This is a genomic window from Brevundimonas sp. (assembly GCF_036400995.1).
Classification (GTDB): domain Bacteria; phylum Pseudomonadota; class Alphaproteobacteria; order Caulobacterales; family Caulobacteraceae; genus Brevundimonas.
The window spans coordinates 1-16,304 of the sequence record NZ_DASWWG010000042.1; the positions used below are offsets into that span (position 1 = coordinate 1).

Here is a 16,304-nt window from a genome sequence, read left to right on the forward strand (position 1 = left end):
GCGGTACAGGTCCTTGTGCATCGTATCCAGCGTCGGCTGGTCGCCGGTGTAGGCGTGGATGGTGGTCATGTAGCCGCGCTCGATGCCGAACAGGTCGTTCAGCACCTTGGCCACCGGGGCCAGGGCGTTGGTGGTGCACGAACCGTTCGAGACGATGATGTCGTCGGCGGTCAGGGTCTCGTGGTTGACCTTGTAGACGATGGTCTTGTCGGCGTTCTCGCCGGGAGCCGAGATCAGCACGCGCTTGGCGCCGGCCTTCAGGTGGGCCTCGGCCTTGTCACGGGCGGTGAAGATGCCGGTGCACTCGAACGCGATGTCCACGTTCAGGTCCTTGTGCGGCAGGTTCGCCGGATCGCGCTCGGCGGTCACCTTGATCTTGCCCAGGCCCACGTCGATCCAGTCGTCGCCGTGCTCGACCGTGCCGGGGAAGCGGCCGTGGACCGAGTCATACTTCAGCAGGTGGGCGTTGGTGGCCACCGGGCCCAGGTCGTTGATCGCCACCACCTCGATGTCGCGACGGCCGTGCTCGACGATCGAGCGGAGGACGAGGCGGCCGATACGGCCGAAACCATTGATGGCGACGCGAACGGTCATGGGCGGGGCTCCCTTGGGCTATTGCCGGAATATAGTTCGGCGCTTCAATGAGACCCAGAGCCCGGCGTTTCAACCCCGCGACTGTAACAAGACGTGATGAACTGTAACGCCGGGTCGCTCAGGACCCGGCCAACGGCGCCGTCAGCCGGGCGATCAGGCCGCCGTCGGGACGGTTGGACAGCGTCACATCGCCGCCCGCGGCCCGCGCCGCCTGCCGCGCGACGGTCAGGCCCAGTCCCGCCCCGCCGGTCTCGCGGTTGCGCGACTGCTCGCCGCGCCGGAACGGTTCGAACACCGCCTCCAGTTCCTCGTCGGGCAGGCCGGGACCGTCGTCCTCGATCGTGACCACGGCCGCGCCGTCGATCGCACCGGCCTTCACCCGCGCGCCGCCGCCGTACTTCACGGCGTTGCCGATCAGATTGTCCAGCGCCCGGCGCAACGCCGCCGGGTCAGCCTGCACCGGAAGGGCGCCGCCGCTCTCGAAGCGCACGTCCGCGCCGGTCTCGGTGAAGCCCGCCGCGCAGTCCGCGGCAAGGGCGGCCAGGTCCAGGCCCTCCCGACGCTCCGGCGTCGTCTCGCCACGGACGAAGGCCATGGCCTGGGCGATCAGGGCGTCCATCTCCTCGATGTCGGCGGCCATGCGGTCGCGCACCGCGTCCGGCGCCTGCTCGGCCCGGAAGCGCAGGCGGGTCAGCGGCGTCCGCAGATCGTGGGCGATGGCGGCGACCGTCTGCGTCCGCTGGCGGATGTGATCGCGCAGCGAGGCCTGCATGTCGTTGAAGGCGTGGATGGCCGTGCGCACCTCCGCCGGGCCCGACGGCTTCAGCGGCTCCGCCTCGGGATTCGCGCCCAGCCGTTCGGCGGCCTCGGCGAAGACCCGGATCGGTCGGGTCAGCCGCCGCGCCATCCACCAAACCAGCGGCGCCAGCAGCAGCATGGAGATGATCAGGCCCAGCATCACCCGCTGCTGCCAGGGTGACAGCAGGCTGTGCGGCGGCTCGACCGTGGCCCAGCGGCCGTCGGCCTGCTGCACCGAGGCGGTGAAGGGGGCGAAGGTCAGGCGATCCGTGCGGATGGTGAACTGCTGCACCGACCCTCCGATCACGACCGGCCCTCCACTCTCCGAGCGGCGCATGCTGAAGCGGGTGGTCTCGCTGGTCCGGCCGAGGGCGTGGACGCTGACCTGCTCCCCGCCCTTCGTTTCAGGCGCATCCGGCTCCGTCGAGCGGATGGCGTCGGGGCGCACGAAGATGAAGTTCACGTCGTCGCCGCCGCCGCCGCCGCGGCGGGGCAGGGGCATATCCGGACGCGGACCGTGCTCGCGCCGTCGCGGCGGTCCGCGCTCGACCGAGACACGCACCTTTTCCGCCGGCTGGCCCAGCCGTTCGGCGAGGGCCCCGGTGATCGCCAGCGCCACCGGGTCGCGCGCGTCCCGGTCGCTCTGCCTGACCGGCTCGTCCGTGATCCGGCGACGCAGCGGACGTCCGTCCGAGGTTTCCGCCGCCTCGCCCTTCAGGGCCTTGGCGGCCGCGTCGATGCTGAAGCCGACCGGTCGGGGCTCGGGCGTCAGGACGACCAGGCCGAAGGTGACGGCCTGCGACAGCACCAGCGCCGCCACGGCGAGCGCGGCGACCTGGATGAAGACGGGGAAGGCGGACGGACGTCTCAAGCGGCGCCCCGCTGGCGCTCGACCTTCACGTCGAACATATAACCCTCGCCGCGCAGGGTCTGGATCATCTCCAGCCCCGAGCCGTCATCCAGCTTCTTCCTCAGGCGGCTGATCTGCACGTCCATGGCGCGGTCGAAGACGTCGGCTTCCGCGCCGCGCGCGCGCTCCAGCAACTGGTCGCGGGTCATCACCCGGCCCGGGCGTTCGGCGAAGGCGCGCAGCAGGGCGAACTCGCCCGCCGACAGGCTGACCGGCTGGCCGTCGGGCCGGGTCAGCTCGCGCCGCAGCAGGTCCAGCCGCCAGCCGGCGAAATGCAGCGCCGGTCCGCCGGCGCCGGCGGCCTCTTCCCGCGGCCGACGCAGCACGGCCCGGACGCGCGCCAGCAGTTCGCGCGGGTTGCACGGCTTGGCCAGATAGTCGTCCGCGCCCAGCTCCAGCCCGATGATCCGGTCGGTGTCCTCGCCCATGGCGCTCAGCATGACGATCGGCGTGCCCTTGCCCGCCATGCGGCGGCACACGGACAGGCCGTCCTCGCCGGGCATCATCAGGTCCAGCACGATCAGGTCCGGCGCGCGCGTGGCGATGGCGCGATCCATCTCCGCGGCCGATGCGGCGCCCACGGCGTCGTAGCCGTGCTGGCCCAGGTAGTCGCACAGCACCTCGCGGATGCCGGGATCGTCGTCGACGACGAGAATGCGGGACGTGTCTGCTTGCATGGGGGCCATTCTGACGGAGGTCGGCGTCGTCGTCATTTCAGCGCTGAAACATTCCCGCTGAACGCTGAAATATCGGTGCAAGCCGGGTCTGGTCCAAGGGAGGGGTCGAAACTACGGAGCCTCAGGCCCATGCTGACCCTCATCGCCCTGTCCGCCGTCCTGTTGCAGGACCCGCCCGCCCCGCCTCCGCCGCCGATGCCGGAAGTGCGCAGCCGCTTTGTCTTCGTCGGCGCCGGCGCCGAAGGCTCCGGCGGCCTCGACAAGGACAACGACGGCCAGGTCACGCGCGAAGAGTTCGCCGCGCCCCTGAACGACGCCTTCGGCCGCATGGACAATGACGGCGACGGCCGCCTGTCGCGCGAGGAGCTGGCCGCGTCGGGTGTCGCCGGCGACCGGGACGTCACCGTGCGCAGGCTCGGCGGTGACGGGGACATCCAGCGGTTCGAGCTGCGTCGTGGCCCCGATGGTGACGGCGTTCGCGTCCGGGCGCACGGCGACCGGCCGATGGTCTTCGTCCGGGGCCGTCCCGGCGGCCCGCGCGGCGAGCGCGTCGAGGTCCACGCCCTCGAGGGCCCCGGCGAGCGCGATCTGGACACCGACGGCGACGGCAAGATCAGCGAGGCCGAGTTCACCGCCCCGCTGCGCGCGGCCTTCGCCCGCATGGACGCCGATCGCTCCGGCTTCGTCGAGGACGGCGAGCGCGGCGGCGACCACGAGGTGCGGGTCTTCACCCATCGCATCGAAAGCCGCGACGAGGAGTGATCCGGACCCGGCGATTTCGTGATTTGGCCGTCACCGGGAGGGCGCCCTAACGTGGGCTGATGTTCTTCCGTCGTCTCGTCACACGACTGACCGTGTCAGCCGCGATGAGCCTTGCGCTCGTCGCGGCTCCGTCGTTCGCCGCGACGGCCACGGACGACGGCCTGACCGTCGCCGCCGTCACGCCGCCGTCGCGTGAGCGGATGCGGATGAACCAGCGGGTCTTCGACAGCGTCTGGTCCGAGGTTCGGACCCAATACTACGACCCCCAGCTCCACGGCGTGGACTGGAACGCCGCCCGCCGGACCTACCGTCCGCTGGCCCTGAACGCGGCGGACGATCGCGCCCTGTACCGGGTGCTGGACGACATGCTGAACCTGCTGGACGACGATCACGCGGGGGCCGCCTCGCCGGCCGTCGCGCGCCGACAGGACGGCCTGCGCCACCGCCGCGCCGCCATTGGCCTGACCCTGCGTCCCGATCCCGAGCATCCCGGAGACTACCGGATCGAGACCGTCCGCCGGGGCTCGCCCGCCGAGGCCGCCGGCGTGTCCGAGGGCTGGCGTCTGCACGTCGCCGACGGCGGCTGGAGCCCGGAGCAGGAGGTGGTCGAGGGCCGCCCGCTCAGCCTGGTCTTCGTCGATGACGACGACCGCCGTCATGCCCTCGACCTGACGCCGGTCATCATGGAGCCCCAGCCCGCCTTCGTGGCCGACCGCTCGCGTCCGGGCGTCGTCGTCCTGCGCGTCGACGGCTTCGAGCCCGGGTTGGGCAGCTGGATGGGCGCCGAACTGGCCGACCTGCCAGGAGACACCGATGTCGTCATCGACCTGCGCGGCAACCCCGGCGGCCGGTTGATGGAGGCGGAGGCGGTGCTCAGCTGCTTCCTGCCGAGGGATCAGGTCTGGGCGACCCGGACCCTGCGCTCGGGACGACAGATCGAACTCAGCGCGGCGGGCGGTTGCGGGACCCTGGATACGCCCGTGCCCAACGACGTGGCCGTACTGGTCGACGGCGACAGCCGCAGCGCGGCCGAGCTGACCCCGGCGGCCCTTCAGGAAGCCCGTCGCGCCGTCGTCATCGGCGAGCGCACTGCGGGGGCCGTGCTGATCTCGCAGGACACCCGTCTGCCGGACGGGGGCCGCCTGACCCTCAGCCGTTCCGACTTCGTCACCTCGGGCGGGGTGCGGCTGGAGAAGCGGGGCGTGACCCCGGACGTCGAGGCCGTGGTGACGCGTCAGGACCGCCTCGAAGGGCGCGATCCGGCGCTGGACGCCGCCATCAGCGTCCTGTCGGGCGAAACCGCCTTGGCTGACCCCGCGCCGGCGCTCTAGCCTGCGGGCATGCCCCGCTTCAGCGCCCGTTTCCTCGTCGTCGCCCTTGCCCTGTCGCTGGCCGCCTGCGCGTCCATTCCCTATGCGAAGGTCGATGAACTGCCGCCGCCGGTGCGGGTGGCCGACGGCTCGCCCGAACGGGCGGCGCTCAACGGACGGGTCTGGGACGCCGCCGTCCGCTATACGGAACGGCTCTTCTACAAGCGGGACTTCGGCGGCGTGCCCTTCGCGGAGGAGGCCGCCGCCCGCCGCCCGGCCGCCGTCGCCGCGCCCGACGAGGATCATTTCTACGCCGAACTGACCGAGCTCCTCGACCTGCTCGACGACGACCACACCCACACCCTCGGCCCCGTCGAGCGCGAGATGGTCCGGGCGCGCGAGCAGGGGGAATCCCGCGCGGGGTTCGGCTTCATGGTCACCGCCCGGGGCGACGAGCGCTTCGTGTCCATGGTCCGCTCCGGCACCCCGGCGGCCGAGGCCGGGGTCCTGCCCGGCTGGAAGATCGAGAGCGTCAACGGCTTCCCCATCCTGGTCGCGCCCCAGTCGGTGGTGGGGCGGACCGATCGGCTGGAGTTTGTCGACGAGGCCGGCGCGCGGCATACGCTCGACCTGACCGCGGTCCTGATCGCGCCGCGCCCCCGCTTCGAGGCGCGGACGCTGGACAACGGCTACGCCTACATCCGCTTCGATGACTTTGACCGCGCCCGCTACGACCAGTTCACCGCCGAGATGGAGCGGCTGGCGGCGGATCCGCCGCCCGGCCTGATCATCGATCTGCGCACCAACGGCGGCGGCGGCCTGAATTTCGCGGGCCTGATCCAGTCGTGGTTCTTCGCCGACCGGCAGGACGTCACAGTCCTGAGGGGGCGTTTCATCGATCGGCGCATGTTCACCGACCCGGCCTCCGAGCCCTATCTCGGCCCGGTGGCGATCCTGACCGGGCCCGGCTCGGCCAGCGCCGCGGAGCTGCTGGCCGGCGTGCTGCAGGAGAAGGGCAGGGCGGTGATCGTGGGCGACACCACCCGCGGCGCCGTCACCGGCACGCGGGCGATCAACCTGCCGGACGGCGGCCTGCTTCGCGTCGGCATGATCGTCATGACCACGCCGAACGGCGTGAACCTGGAGAAGGTCGGCGTCACGCCGGACATCCCGGTCGCCGACGACTGGTCGGCCATCCGCGAGGGACGGGACCCGCCGCTGGACGTCGCTCTGGCGACGCTGCGCGAAGGGGCGGCGGAGGCGCCGGCCTCAGCCGGCGACGGGGCGGACCTTCCCTGAGGCTTCACGGGCGCGCTCGCGGGCCTGATCGGTGTCCGCGCCCCGCGCCAGCGCCACGCCCATGCGGCGCCGCTCGAAGCTCTCGGGCTTGCCGAACAGGCGCAGGTCGGCGGTCGGCACCGACAGGGCCTCGGCCACGCCCTCGAAGGCGATGCCGGCAGCTTCGATCCCCCCGTAGATGACCGCGCTGGCGCCCGGCTCGCGCTGGCTGACGTCCACCGGCAGGCCCAGGATGGCGCGGGCGTGCAGGGCGAACTCGCTCATCGTCTGGGTCGCCAGAGTGACCAGTCCGGTGTCGTGCGGACGCGGGCTGACTTCCGAGAACCAGACCTGGTCGCCCTTCACGAACAGTTCGACCCCGAACACGCCCAGACCGCCCAGCGCCGCCGTCACCTTGCCCGCGATGTCCTGCGCCGAAGCCAGGGCTGCGGCGGTCATCGCCTGCGGCTGCCAGCTTTCGACATAGTCGCCCTTCACCTGCCGGTGGCCGATGGGGGCGCAGAAGTCGGTGCGGATCGAACCGTCCGCCGCCTTCGATCGCACGGTCAGCAGGGTGATCTCGAAATCGAAGTCGATCCGGCCCTCGACGATCACCGTCGCCGTCTCGACCCGTCCGCCGGACTGGGCGTAGGCCCAGGCGTTGGCGGCGTCCTCGAGCGCCTCGATCATCGACTGGCCCTTGCCCGAGGACGACATCACCGGCTTCACGAACACCGGCAGGCCGATCTCGTTCGCGGCGGCGGCCAGTGCCTCGGCCGAGGTGGCGAAGGCGTAGGGGCTGGTCGGCAGGCCCAGCTCTTCCGCCGCCAGCCGGCGGATGCCCTCGCGGTTCATGGTCAGCACGGTCGCGCGGGCGGTGGGGATCACGGTCGCCATCCCGGCTTCCTCGATCCGCGCCAGCACGTCCGTCGCGATGGCCTCGATCTCCGGCACGATGATGTGCGGGGCCTCGGCCATGATCACGCCGTTCAGCACCTGAGGATCGGTCATCGGGATCACGTGGCTGCGGTGCGCCACCTGCATGGCCGGGGCGTTCGGATAGCGGTCCACCGCGATCACCTCGGCGCCCAGCCGCTGCAGCTCGAGGGCCACCTCCTTGCCCAGCTCGCCGGAGCCGAGAAGCATCACGCGAATGGCGGAGTCGGAAAGCGGGGTGCCGATACGCATGGGGGTCAGTCTCCGGTCAGTTGGCGGGCGGCAGGGCGTACAGCCGCCGGAAGGCGTCCAGCGCGGCGCCGTGATAGATGGTGGCGTGGCTCTCGGTCGGGCGCGGCTCATAGGTCCAGCTCAGGCCCGGCATGGCGAAGTCCCGCAGATTGCCGACCAGTACATCCATCGCCGCCTGCATCTCCCCGCCCTCGTCGCCGAGGGTCAGGATCAGGGTGCGCGGGTCATTGGAGTGGTCGCGCAGGTGCGCCCCTGCCTGCCGCGCCAGCTGCCCGCCGTCCCACCACAGGCTGGGGCTGACGGCGACGTAGGCGTCGAACATCTGCGGTTCCTTCAGGAAGGTCTCCACCACGAACAGGCCCGCGAGGGACTCGCCCATCAGCGCCGTCTCGCCGTTGGTGCGGTAGCGCGCTTCCACGAAGGGCAGGAGCTCGTCCGCCAGGAACTGCCGGAACCGCGCCGACTGTCCCTGCGTCGGATAGCGGGCGATCAGCTCCGGATTATCGGTCGGCAGGGCCAGCTCATTGCGGCGATCCACCGAGGTCACGCCCACGACGATCACATCGCGTGTGGCGCCGACGATGGTCCCCAGCTGGGCGAGACCCGAGATGTGGTGGAAGTCCTGCGCCTGCCCGCCGTCCAGCAGGTACAGCACCGGATAGGTCTGATCGGACTGCCCGTAGCCCGGCGGCAGCCAGACATTGATCTCGCGCGTCCCGCCATAGGTGGCCGAGGGCAGGGCGAAGGACTGGCCGATCACGATGGGCGTCGGCTCGACCGTCTGCGCCGTCGCGGGCGCCGCGAAGGCCAGGGCGATCACGGCGGCGGCGATACGAAGCATCAGGCGGCGTCCCCGGCGGGCTGGATCAGGTCCCAGGCGTTGCCATACAGGTCCTCGAACACCGCGACCACGCCGTAGGCCTCATGGCGCGGCTCCTCGCGGAAGGCCACCCCCGCCGCCGTCCACGCCGCATGGTCCCGCGCGAAGTCGTCGGTCTCCAGAAACAGCCAGACCCGTCCCCCCGCCTGATCGCCGACACGCGCGACCTGCTCCGGCGTCGTCGCCTTCGCCAGCAGCAGGGCGGTCTCCCCGCCCTTCGGCCGCACGGTCACCCAGCGCTTGCCGCCGCCCATGTCGGTGTCCTCGGCGAGGTCGAAGCCCAGCTTGCCGACATAGAAGGCGATGGCCTCGTCATAGTCGCGGACCAGCAGGCTGACGGCGCCGAGGCGGCTCATGGGATCAGAGCCGCGCCTTGACCGCCGCGACGACCGCCTCGGTGGTGATGCCGAACTTCTCGTACAGCACTTCCGCCGGGGCCGAGGCGCCGAAGCCGGTCATGCCGACGAAGCCGCCGTCCTCGCCGATGAAGCGCTCCCAGCCCTGTTGCAGGGCGGCCTCGACGGCGACGCGCACGGTGCCGCGACCGATGACGCTGTCCTGATACGACTTCGGCTGCGCGAAGAAGAGTTCGAAGCAGGGGACCGAGACCACGCGGGTCGGGATGTTGTTGGCTTCCAGTCGGTCAGCGGCTTCCAGCGCCAGCGGGACCTCGGTGCCGGTGGCGAACAGGGTGGCCTTGGCCTCGCCCTTGGCGGCGCGCAGTTCATAGGCGCCCTTGGCCGTCAGGTTCTCCGACGAGGCGGTGACGCGCACGGCGGCGGTCTTCTGGCGCGACAGGCACAGGGCCGACGGGGCGGTCTTGGTCTGCAGGGCGACCTTCCAGGCCTCCATCGCCTCGATGGTGTCCGCCGGGCGGAAGACCAGCAGGTTCGGGATGGCGCGCAGGGCGGCCAGATGCTCGACCGGCTGGTGGGTCGGGCCGTCTTCGCCCAGACCAATGGAGTCGTGGGTCAGAACGTGCACCGCGCGCACGCCCATCAGGGCGCCGAGACGGATCGCCGGGCGGCTGTAGTCCGAGAAGACCATGAAGGTGCCGCCGTACGGGATCACCCCGCCGTGCAGCGCCAGACCGTTCATCGCCGCGGCCATGCCGAACTCGCGGATGCCGTAGTTGATGTAGCGGCCTTCATAGGTCGGGGCGTCGAGGATCGGGGTGTCCTTGACGAAGGTGTTGTTCGAGCCGGTCAGGTCGGCCGAGCCGCCGATCAGTTCAGGGACGGCGGCGAACAGTTCGTCCAGCGCCGCGCCCGACGACTGGCGGGTGGCCTGCGCGGGCTTGGTCTCGACCAGTTCGGCGATCTTGGCGTCCAGCTTGGCGAAGGCGCTCTCGGGCAGGTCGCCCTTCATCGCGCGGGTGAAGTCGGCGGCCTGCTTCGAGTCCTTCAGTCGGGCTTCCCACGCCTTGCGGGCCTTGGCGCCCTTGCGGCCGACCTTGCGCCAGGCCGACAGGATGGTTTCCGGCATTTCGAACGGATCGTGATCCCAGGCCAGACCCAGACGGGTCGCCGCGATCTCGGCCGCGCCCAGCGCCGCGCCGTGGGTCTTGTGGCTGCCTTCCATGGTGGCGGCGCCCTTGCCGATCTTGGTCTTGCACGCGATCAGCGTCGGCTTGTCCTGCCGGGTCGCCCATTGCAGGGCCGACTTCACCGCCTTCATGTCATGGCCGTCGACGGCCTTCACGGCCCAGCCCGCGGCCTTGAATCGCGCCTTCTGGTCGGTGACGTCCGACAGCGAGACCTTGCCGTCGATGGTGATGTCGTTGTCGTCCCACAGGACGTGCAGCTTGTTCAGCTTGAGGCGGCCGGCCAGCGCGATGGCCTCCTGCGACACGCCTTCCATCAGGCAGCCGTCGCCCGCGATGACCCAGGTCCGGTGATCGACCAGATCGTCACCGTACTTGGCCGCCAGATGACGTTCCGCCAGCGCGAAGCCGACCGAGGTGGCCAGACCCTGACCCAGCGGGCCGGTGGTGACCTCGACGCCCGGCATGTGGCCGTACTCGGGGTGACCCGCCGTCTTCGAGCCCCACTGACGGAAGTTCGACAGCTCTTCCTTGGTCGCGGCCTTGTAGCCGGTCAGGTGGAGCAGGGCGTAGATCAGCATCGAACCGTGGCCGGCCGACAGGATGAAGCGGTCGCGGTCGGCCCAGTCGGGGCGGCTCGCGTCGAACTTCAGGAATTTGGAGAACAGGACGGTCGCCACGTCCGCCATCCCCATCGGCATGCCGGGGTGGCCGCTCTTCGCCTTTTCAACGCCATCCATGGCCAGTACGCGGATGGCGTCCGCCATCTGCTTCGGGGTGGCTTTCGCGGGTACGGCTTTGGCGTCGGTCACTGTGGAGACCTTTCGTCGGAAGGCGGAAAAAGGGAGGCGCGCCGCTTTACCCCGACGCGCGCGCGGGTTCTATACGGAATCTGGAGGTTCTGACCGGATGGATGCTGCAACGGCCGCTAAGGATCGTGTCGACAGGGCGCTGGCCCTGCTCGAGCGCCGTCTGCTCGACCTGAAGAGCCGCGCCGCCGGCGCGCGCCGCGTTCCGGACGACGACCTGTTCGCGCCCCAGCCCTCCAGCGAGACCGACCGCGCCCGCATTCACGAGCTCGAGGCCGCCGGTCGCGACGCGGCCGAGGCCCTGTCCCGCGCCGCCGAGGCGATTCGCGAGACCCTGGCCGAGCAGGAGGCGCGCTGATGGCCACGGTGACGGTCGAGATCAACGGTCGCCCCTACGCCGTCGGTTGCGCGGACGGTCAGGAGGAGCGGGTGCGCGCGCTCGCCGGCCAGTTCGACGGCCATGTGCGCCAGGTGGCGGGCGAGGTCGGCCACGTCGGCGACCTGCGCCTGTTCCTGATGGCGGGCCTGCTGCTGGCCGACGAACTCCACGAGGCTCGCACCAACGGCGCCGCCGCCGCCCCGGCCGAGCCCGCCGCCCCGTCCACCGACGGTGTGGCCGAGGCCCTGAACGCCGTCGCCGCCCGGCTGGAGAAGATCGCCCAGGGACTTTGAACAGCGGACAGCCAACCTGTCCCATTTGTCATTTGAGCAGATATAACAGCGCTTATATATCTCGCTCATGCCTTACTCCCAACGCACACACGGCGTCCTGCTCCGGCGGCTGATCGAGCACCTCGACGGCGCGGTCGAGCAGGCCTACGTCGACGCCGGCCTGGATTACCGGCCGCGGTTCACGCCCATCCTGCGGGCCCTGCTCAACGACGGCCCCGCCAGCCTCCGGACCCTGTCCGCGCGGACCGGTGTCACCCATTCCGCCGTCAGCCAGACCGTCAGCCAGATGGCCGCCCGCGACTGGGTCTCGCTCGAGCCCGGCAAGGACGCCCGCGAGCGCATCGTCACCCTGACGGCCTTCGCCCATGCGCAGCTTCCCGCCCTTCGCCGCTGCTGGGCCGCCACGGCCGCCGCCTCCGAGGGCCTGGACGCCGACATCGGGCAGCCGCTGGCCGACGTGCTCGGCCGGGCGCTGGAGGCTCTCGACCAGCAGCCCTTCTCCGCTCGTCTGGCGGAGGCCTCGACCGCCCTGTCCGGAGCCGATCAATGAGCCGTCTCTCCCTTGTCCTGACCGTCTGCGCCGCCGCCCTTGTCGCGGGCCCGGCGGTCGCCCAGCGCGCGCAACCCGTTGCGGTGGCCCGCACCGCCACCGCCCCCATGACGGCGGCGGAACGCGCCGGGGCGGTCGGCGCGGTCATCGCCGCCGTCGAGGCGCGCTATGTCTTCCCGGATCGTGTCGCCGCGATCCGCGACCGGCTGAACGAGGGGCTGGCCTCGGGACGCTACGACACCGCCGAACGCGGCGCCTTTGCCGAACGCCTCAGCGCCGACCTGCGCGAGTCCAGCGGCGACGGGCACATGTATCTGGTCAACGATCCGGCCCAGTACGCCGCCGCGGCCGGGGCGGAGGGGGACGTCTTCGACAATCCCGAGTTTCTGGCCATCTGGGCCGCCGCGGCGCGGCGCAGCAACAACGGCCTCACCGAAATGCGCATCCTTCCGGGGAATGTGCGCTACCTGAAGATCAGCACCTTCCACTGGGTCCAGGACCGAACCGGCCAGGCCTACGACGACGCGATGCGCTTCCTGCGGGAAGGGGACGCGGTCATCATCGACCTGCGCGGCAACGGCGGCGGCGACCACGCGGCCGTCCGCTACCTCCTCAGCCACTTCATGGAGCCGGACCAGCTCGACATCACCTTCCTGCAGGCGGGCGAGGAGCCGACCCAGTCCCGGGCGCTCGACCACCTCCCGGCCGGGCGGATGATCGGCAAGCCCCTCTATGTGCTGACCAGCCGACAGGTCGGATCGGCCGCCGAGGCCTTCGCCTATGACGTCCAGCAGTTCCGGCTCGGGACGCTGGTCGGCGGAACCACCGGCGGGGCGGCCAACAACAACACCTTCGTCCCGATCGCGCCGGGCTTCGTGTTGAGCGTGTCCTACGGCCGTCCGGTTCATCCCGTCTCGGGGACCAACTGGGAGGGGGTCGGCGTCAGCCCGGACGTGGCGGTGGATCCCCTGACCGCGCTGGATACGGCCAGCGGGCTGGCGCTCGCCGCTCTCCTGGAACGGACCGACGCCGATCCGGTCGACCGGGCGGGGTGGGAGTGGGCCCGTGTCGGCGTCGAGGCCCGGCTGCACCCCGTCACCCTCGCGTCCACGGACCTGCAGGGTCTCACGGGCGCCTACGGCGGGCGGGTCATCGAACTGGAGGACGGCGTCCTGTTCTGGCGGCGCAGCAACGGCGACCGCTACCGGCTGGCGCCGCTGGCCCGGGGCGGCCTGTTCGCCGTGGAGGGAACCGACGACCGCCTTCGCGTGCGCCTGACCGGTGATGCGATGGAGATCCACCGCGTCGAGGAGCCGGCTCCCACGCGCTTCCCGCGCGACTGATGGACCAGCAAGCCGGAGACCCCGCGTCTCCGGCTTGACACTCGACCTGTCGTGTCTGATATTTCTGTCATGACAGAAATACCGAAAATCCCTGCGCCGATCGAACGCTTCGTCCTGCATTGGGGCGAGATGGGCGGCTTCTGGGGCGTGAACCGTTCTGTCGCCCAGATCCACGCCCTGCTCATGACGGCCGAGGCGCCGATGACGGCGGAGGACATCTCCGTCGCGCTGGAGATGGCCCGTTCCAATGTCTCAAACTCCCTGAAGGAGTTGCTGGCCTGGAACCTGATCCGGCGCGTCCCCGTCCGGGGCGACCGCCGCGATCATTTCGAGGCCGAAGTCGACGTCTGGGAGGTCGCCTCCCGCATCGCCGCCGGCCGCAAGGCCAAGGAGATCGATCCGGCGCTCGAAACCCTGCGCGCCTGCGTCGCCGAGGCCGAGACGGATCCGACGGTCCACCCGGTCGCGCTGAAACGGCTGAAGGAGATGCTGGAGTTCACCGAGACGATCGACCGTTGGTACGGCCAGATCACCACGGTGGCCCGGCCCAAGCTGATGGCGCTGCTCAAGCTGGGCGCCCGCATCGCGGCGCTCATCCCGGGCGGCAAGTAACAGGAGGGGAGGGGACGATGGGGGCCGTCGCAGCGATCAGGATCGAGGACCGGCAGGACGAGGGCGAACTGGTCGACCTCCGCTTCCGCGCCCTTCTGCCCGCCGCCGACTGGGCCGCGCTGCCGCTCGCGGTCCGCCGTCGCTTCAGCAAGCGGATGAGCCCCGGGGCCACCGTCGTCTACCGCGGCGAAGTCGAGACGGTGCACGCCAACCTCCCGGGCCGTCTGCTCGCCCAGCTCTGCCGGGTGATCGGCGCGCCCCTGCCGCTGGTGTTCAATCCGGGGGTCAGCGTCGTCACCGTCACCGAGGACGCGGTCGGCCAGGGTCAGGTCTGGAGCCGGATGTACGTCCGCGCCGACGGCTTCCCGCAGGTGATCCACAGCGCCAAGCGCTTCGCCGGTCCGACCGGTCTGGAAGAGCATGTCGGCGCCGGGATCGGCATGGCTCTGAACGTCACAGCCGAGGACGGCGCGCTGGTCTTCCGCAGCGCCTTCTACTTCGCGACCGTGCTGGGACTGCGCCTCCGCTTCCCGCGCTGGGCCGAGCCCGGCGCCCTGACCATCACCCATCGCGATCTGGGGCAGGGCCGTTTCGCCTTCACCCTCGCGCTGGACCATCCGTGGCTGGGCCGGTTGCTCGGTCAGGACGCGATCTTCCACGACACCTGACCTGCCGCCATTGTTCCGCCCCCGGCGAAGGACTATCTTGGTCCCCGGCGGGTCATGCTGCGGTTCACGTCGAAGACGACTTATCCTCGCGACCTTAATTCACTCGAAGGGATCTGTCCCTGTTTGGGCTCGAGGGCCCGGGCACACGGAGCCCACCTGGCTACCCAGGTCGAGAGGATTGAACAGTTCTTCACGGTCCTCGCGGCGCCGCCACCCTTTCTCTCTTTTGTGCGCTAACGCTCGCGACGCGGTCGCTCGCTGCTTGAGCGCATTCCTCTCCTTCGGCGAAGGATGGTGGCGGGGCGCCGGATGCGGTACCCGATCCCCATGACGGACAAGAGCCAGCTTCGTTCGGACATGCGCACCCGGCGCAAGCGGCTGGCCGGGCTCGACCCTCAGGCCGCCGAACGCGCCGCATCCCACATCAGCGCCCTGCCGACGGGTGATCCCGTCGCGATCTACCGCGCCATCGGTTCGGAACTGGACACCGACGCCCTCGCCCTCGCCCTGATCCGGCAGGGCCGCAGCCTCTGCCTGCCGGTGGTGACCCGGCGCGACGCCGCCATGATCTTCCGCCGCTGGTCGCCCGGCGAGCCGCTGGAGCTGGATCAGGCGGGCGTGCCCGCGCCCTTGCCGCTGGCCGAGACGCTCAGCCCAGCGCTGATCCTGACGCCCCTGCTCGCCTTCGACCTTGAGGGCGGCCGGCTGGGGCAGGGCGGCGGCTACTATGACCGCACCTTCGCCGCTCTTCCGGACGCGATCCGCATCGGTTTCGCCTACGCCGGACAGCAGGTCGATGACCTGCCGGTGGAGGGGCACGACATACGCCTGCATGGCGTTCTGACCGAGGTCGGCTATACCGCCGCCCGAAAGGTATTTTGATATGCGTCTCGCCTTCTTCGGTGATGTGGTCGGCAAGTCCGGCCGCGACGGTCTGTCCGACCATCTTCCCGCGCTCAAGCGCGACCTGAAGCTCGATTTCGTGGTGGTCAACGCCGAGAACGCCGCGGGCGGCTTCGGCATCACCGAGCACACCGCCAACGAGCTGTTCATGGCCGGCGCCGACTGCCTGACGCTGGGCAACCACAGCTGGGACCAGCGCGAGGCCCTGACCTATATCGTGCGCGAGCCGCGCCTGATCCGCCCGCTCAACTATCCGCGCCTGATGGATGCGCCGGGCGCCGGCGCCAACCTGTTCGAGACCCAGTCGGGCCGCACCATCCTGGTCATGAACGTGCTGGGCCGCGTCCACATGGACCCGATGGACGATCCGTTCAGCGCGGTCGAGAAGGAACTGGCCGCCTGTCCGATGGGCATGGCGGCAGACGCCATCATCGTCGACATCCATGCCGAGGCCACTTCCGAGAAGATGGCCATGGGCCATTTCTGCGACGGCCGCGCCTCGCTGGTGGTGGGCACCCACACCCACGTCCCGACCGCCGACTGCCAGATCCTGCCGGGCGGCACCGCCTACCAGACCGACGCCGGCGGCTGCTGCGACTACGACTCGGTCATCGGCAACGACAAGGAAGAGCCCCTGCGGCGCTTCACCACCCGCCTGTCCGGCGGCCGCTACACCCCGGCCCACGGCCCGGCCACCATCTGCGGCGTCTATGTCGAGACCGACGACCGCACCGGCCTGGCCACCCGCGTCGAGCCCCTCCGCGTCGGCGGCCGCCTCAGCCAGGCGATCCCGGTCGTCTGAGGGCG

Annotated in this window: 18 protein-coding genes and 1 other RNA gene; 12 read left to right on the forward strand and 7 right to left on the reverse strand. The window is 70.7% G+C overall.

Annotation, left to right across the window (positions count from 1 at the left end):
* The 3 genes from VGE03_RS05915 to VGE03_RS05925 all read right to left on the reverse strand — a co-directional run.
* A partial coding sequence (locus VGE03_RS05915) for a type I glyceraldehyde-3-phosphate dehydrogenase (protein WP_331045550.1) occupies positions 1–594 on the reverse strand: 594 nt, incomplete at its 3' end.
* Positions 595–712: 118 nt separating this feature from the next.
* Complete coding sequence (locus tag VGE03_RS05920) at positions 713–2,263, reverse strand: ATP-binding protein (protein WP_331045551.1); 1,551 nt, start codon at positions 2,261–2,263, stop codon at positions 713–715.
* Positions 2,260–2,979, reverse strand: a complete 720-nt coding sequence (locus tag VGE03_RS05925) for a response regulator (protein WP_331045552.1) — start codon at positions 2,977–2,979, stop codon at positions 2,260–2,262. Before VGE03_RS05925 ends, VGE03_RS05920 begins: the two co-directional genes overlap by 4 nt.
* Before the next feature lie 129 nt (positions 2,980–3,108).
* Between VGE03_RS05925 and VGE03_RS05930 the strand changes: the two genes are divergently transcribed.
* The 3 genes from VGE03_RS05930 to VGE03_RS05940 are packed head-to-tail and all read left to right on the forward strand — an operon-like array spanning position 3,109 to position 6,350.
* Positions 3,109–3,741, forward strand: a complete 633-nt coding sequence (locus VGE03_RS05930) for an EF-hand domain-containing protein (RefSeq protein ID WP_331045553.1) — start codon at positions 3,109–3,111, stop codon at positions 3,739–3,741.
* 59 nt (positions 3,742–3,800) lie between these two features.
* Complete coding sequence (locus VGE03_RS05935; protein ID WP_331045554.1) at positions 3,801–5,072, forward strand: S41 family peptidase; 1,272 nt, start codon at positions 3,801–3,803, stop codon at positions 5,070–5,072.
* A gap of 9 nt (positions 5,073–5,081) precedes the next feature.
* A complete protein-coding gene (locus tag VGE03_RS05940; protein WP_331045555.1) occupies positions 5,082–6,350 on the forward strand; it encodes a S41 family peptidase in 1,269 nt (422 codons plus the stop codon).
* On the opposite strand, the gene purT is transcribed toward VGE03_RS05940, so the two are convergent.
* From purT to tkt, 4 genes are read right to left on the reverse strand one after another with little or no spacing between them, the layout of a single operon-like run.
* Positions 6,321–7,517, reverse strand: coding sequence for a formate-dependent phosphoribosylglycinamide formyltransferase (purT, locus tag VGE03_RS05945; RefSeq protein WP_331045556.1), 1,197 nt, complete (start codon positions 7,515–7,517; stop codon positions 6,321–6,323). The two genes, VGE03_RS05940 and purT, sit on opposite strands and share 30 nt — an antisense overlap.
* A 16-nt stretch (positions 7,518–7,533) precedes the next feature.
* Entirely contained in the window at positions 7,534–8,358 is an 825-nt protein-coding gene (locus VGE03_RS05950; protein WP_331045557.1) for an alpha/beta hydrolase, read from the reverse strand.
* A complete protein-coding gene (locus tag VGE03_RS05955) occupies positions 8,358–8,753 on the reverse strand; it encodes a VOC family protein (protein WP_331045558.1) in 396 nt (131 codons plus the stop codon). The genes VGE03_RS05950 and VGE03_RS05955 overlap by 1 nt, the downstream gene beginning before the upstream one ends.
* A 4-nt stretch (positions 8,754–8,757) precedes the next feature.
* Positions 8,758–10,752 (reverse strand): transketolase, encoded by a 1,995-nt coding sequence (gene tkt, locus VGE03_RS05960; protein ID WP_331045559.1) that lies wholly within the window; start codon positions 10,750–10,752, stop codon positions 8,758–8,760.
* Positions 10,753–10,849: 97 nt separating this feature from the next.
* Here tkt and VGE03_RS05965 point away from each other — a divergent pair, with 97 nt between their 5' ends.
* The 9 genes from VGE03_RS05965 to VGE03_RS06005 all read left to right on the forward strand — a co-directional run bounded on the left by VGE03_RS05965 (position 10,850) and on the right by VGE03_RS06005 (position 16,299).
* On the forward strand, positions 10,850–11,107 hold the full coding sequence (locus VGE03_RS05965; RefSeq protein WP_331045560.1) for a hypothetical protein: 258 nt from the start codon (positions 10,850–10,852) through the stop codon (positions 11,105–11,107).
* The gene (locus VGE03_RS05970) at positions 11,107–11,421 is read left to right on the forward strand and encodes a cell division protein ZapA (RefSeq protein ID WP_331045561.1); all 315 of its coding nucleotides are present in this window, start codon (positions 11,107–11,109) and stop codon (positions 11,419–11,421) included. The genes VGE03_RS05965 and VGE03_RS05970 overlap by 1 nt, the downstream gene beginning before the upstream one ends.
* Before the next feature lie 67 nt (positions 11,422–11,488).
* Positions 11,489–11,971, forward strand: a complete 483-nt coding sequence (locus tag VGE03_RS05975; RefSeq protein WP_331045562.1) for a MarR family winged helix-turn-helix transcriptional regulator — start codon at positions 11,489–11,491, stop codon at positions 11,969–11,971.
* Positions 11,968–13,314: a S41 family peptidase gene (locus tag VGE03_RS05980; protein WP_331045563.1), complete on the forward strand. Its 1,347-nt coding sequence runs from the start codon at positions 11,968–11,970 to the stop codon at positions 13,312–13,314. Before VGE03_RS05975 ends, VGE03_RS05980 begins: the two co-directional genes overlap by 4 nt.
* Positions 13,315–13,383: 69 nt before the next feature.
* Positions 13,384–13,926: a GbsR/MarR family transcriptional regulator gene (locus VGE03_RS05985; RefSeq protein WP_331045564.1), complete on the forward strand. Its 543-nt coding sequence runs from the start codon at positions 13,384–13,386 to the stop codon at positions 13,924–13,926.
* A gap of 17 nt (positions 13,927–13,943) precedes the next feature.
* Positions 13,944–14,594, forward strand: coding sequence for a DUF4166 domain-containing protein (locus VGE03_RS05990; protein WP_331045565.1), 651 nt, complete (start codon positions 13,944–13,946; stop codon positions 14,592–14,594).
* 51 nt (positions 14,595–14,645) lie between these two features.
* Positions 14,646–14,806: non-coding RNA, 6S RNA (gene ssrS, locus VGE03_RS05995), on the forward strand.
* 97 nt (positions 14,807–14,903) lie between these two features.
* Positions 14,904–15,476 (forward strand): 5-formyltetrahydrofolate cyclo-ligase, encoded by a 573-nt coding sequence (locus VGE03_RS06000; protein ID WP_331045566.1) that lies wholly within the window; start codon positions 14,904–14,906, stop codon positions 15,474–15,476.
* 1 nt (position 15,477) lies between these two features.
* Complete coding sequence (locus VGE03_RS06005) at positions 15,478–16,299, forward strand: TIGR00282 family metallophosphoesterase (RefSeq protein ID WP_331045567.1); 822 nt, start codon at positions 15,478–15,480, stop codon at positions 16,297–16,299.
* Positions 16,300–16,304: the final 5 nt, after the last annotated feature.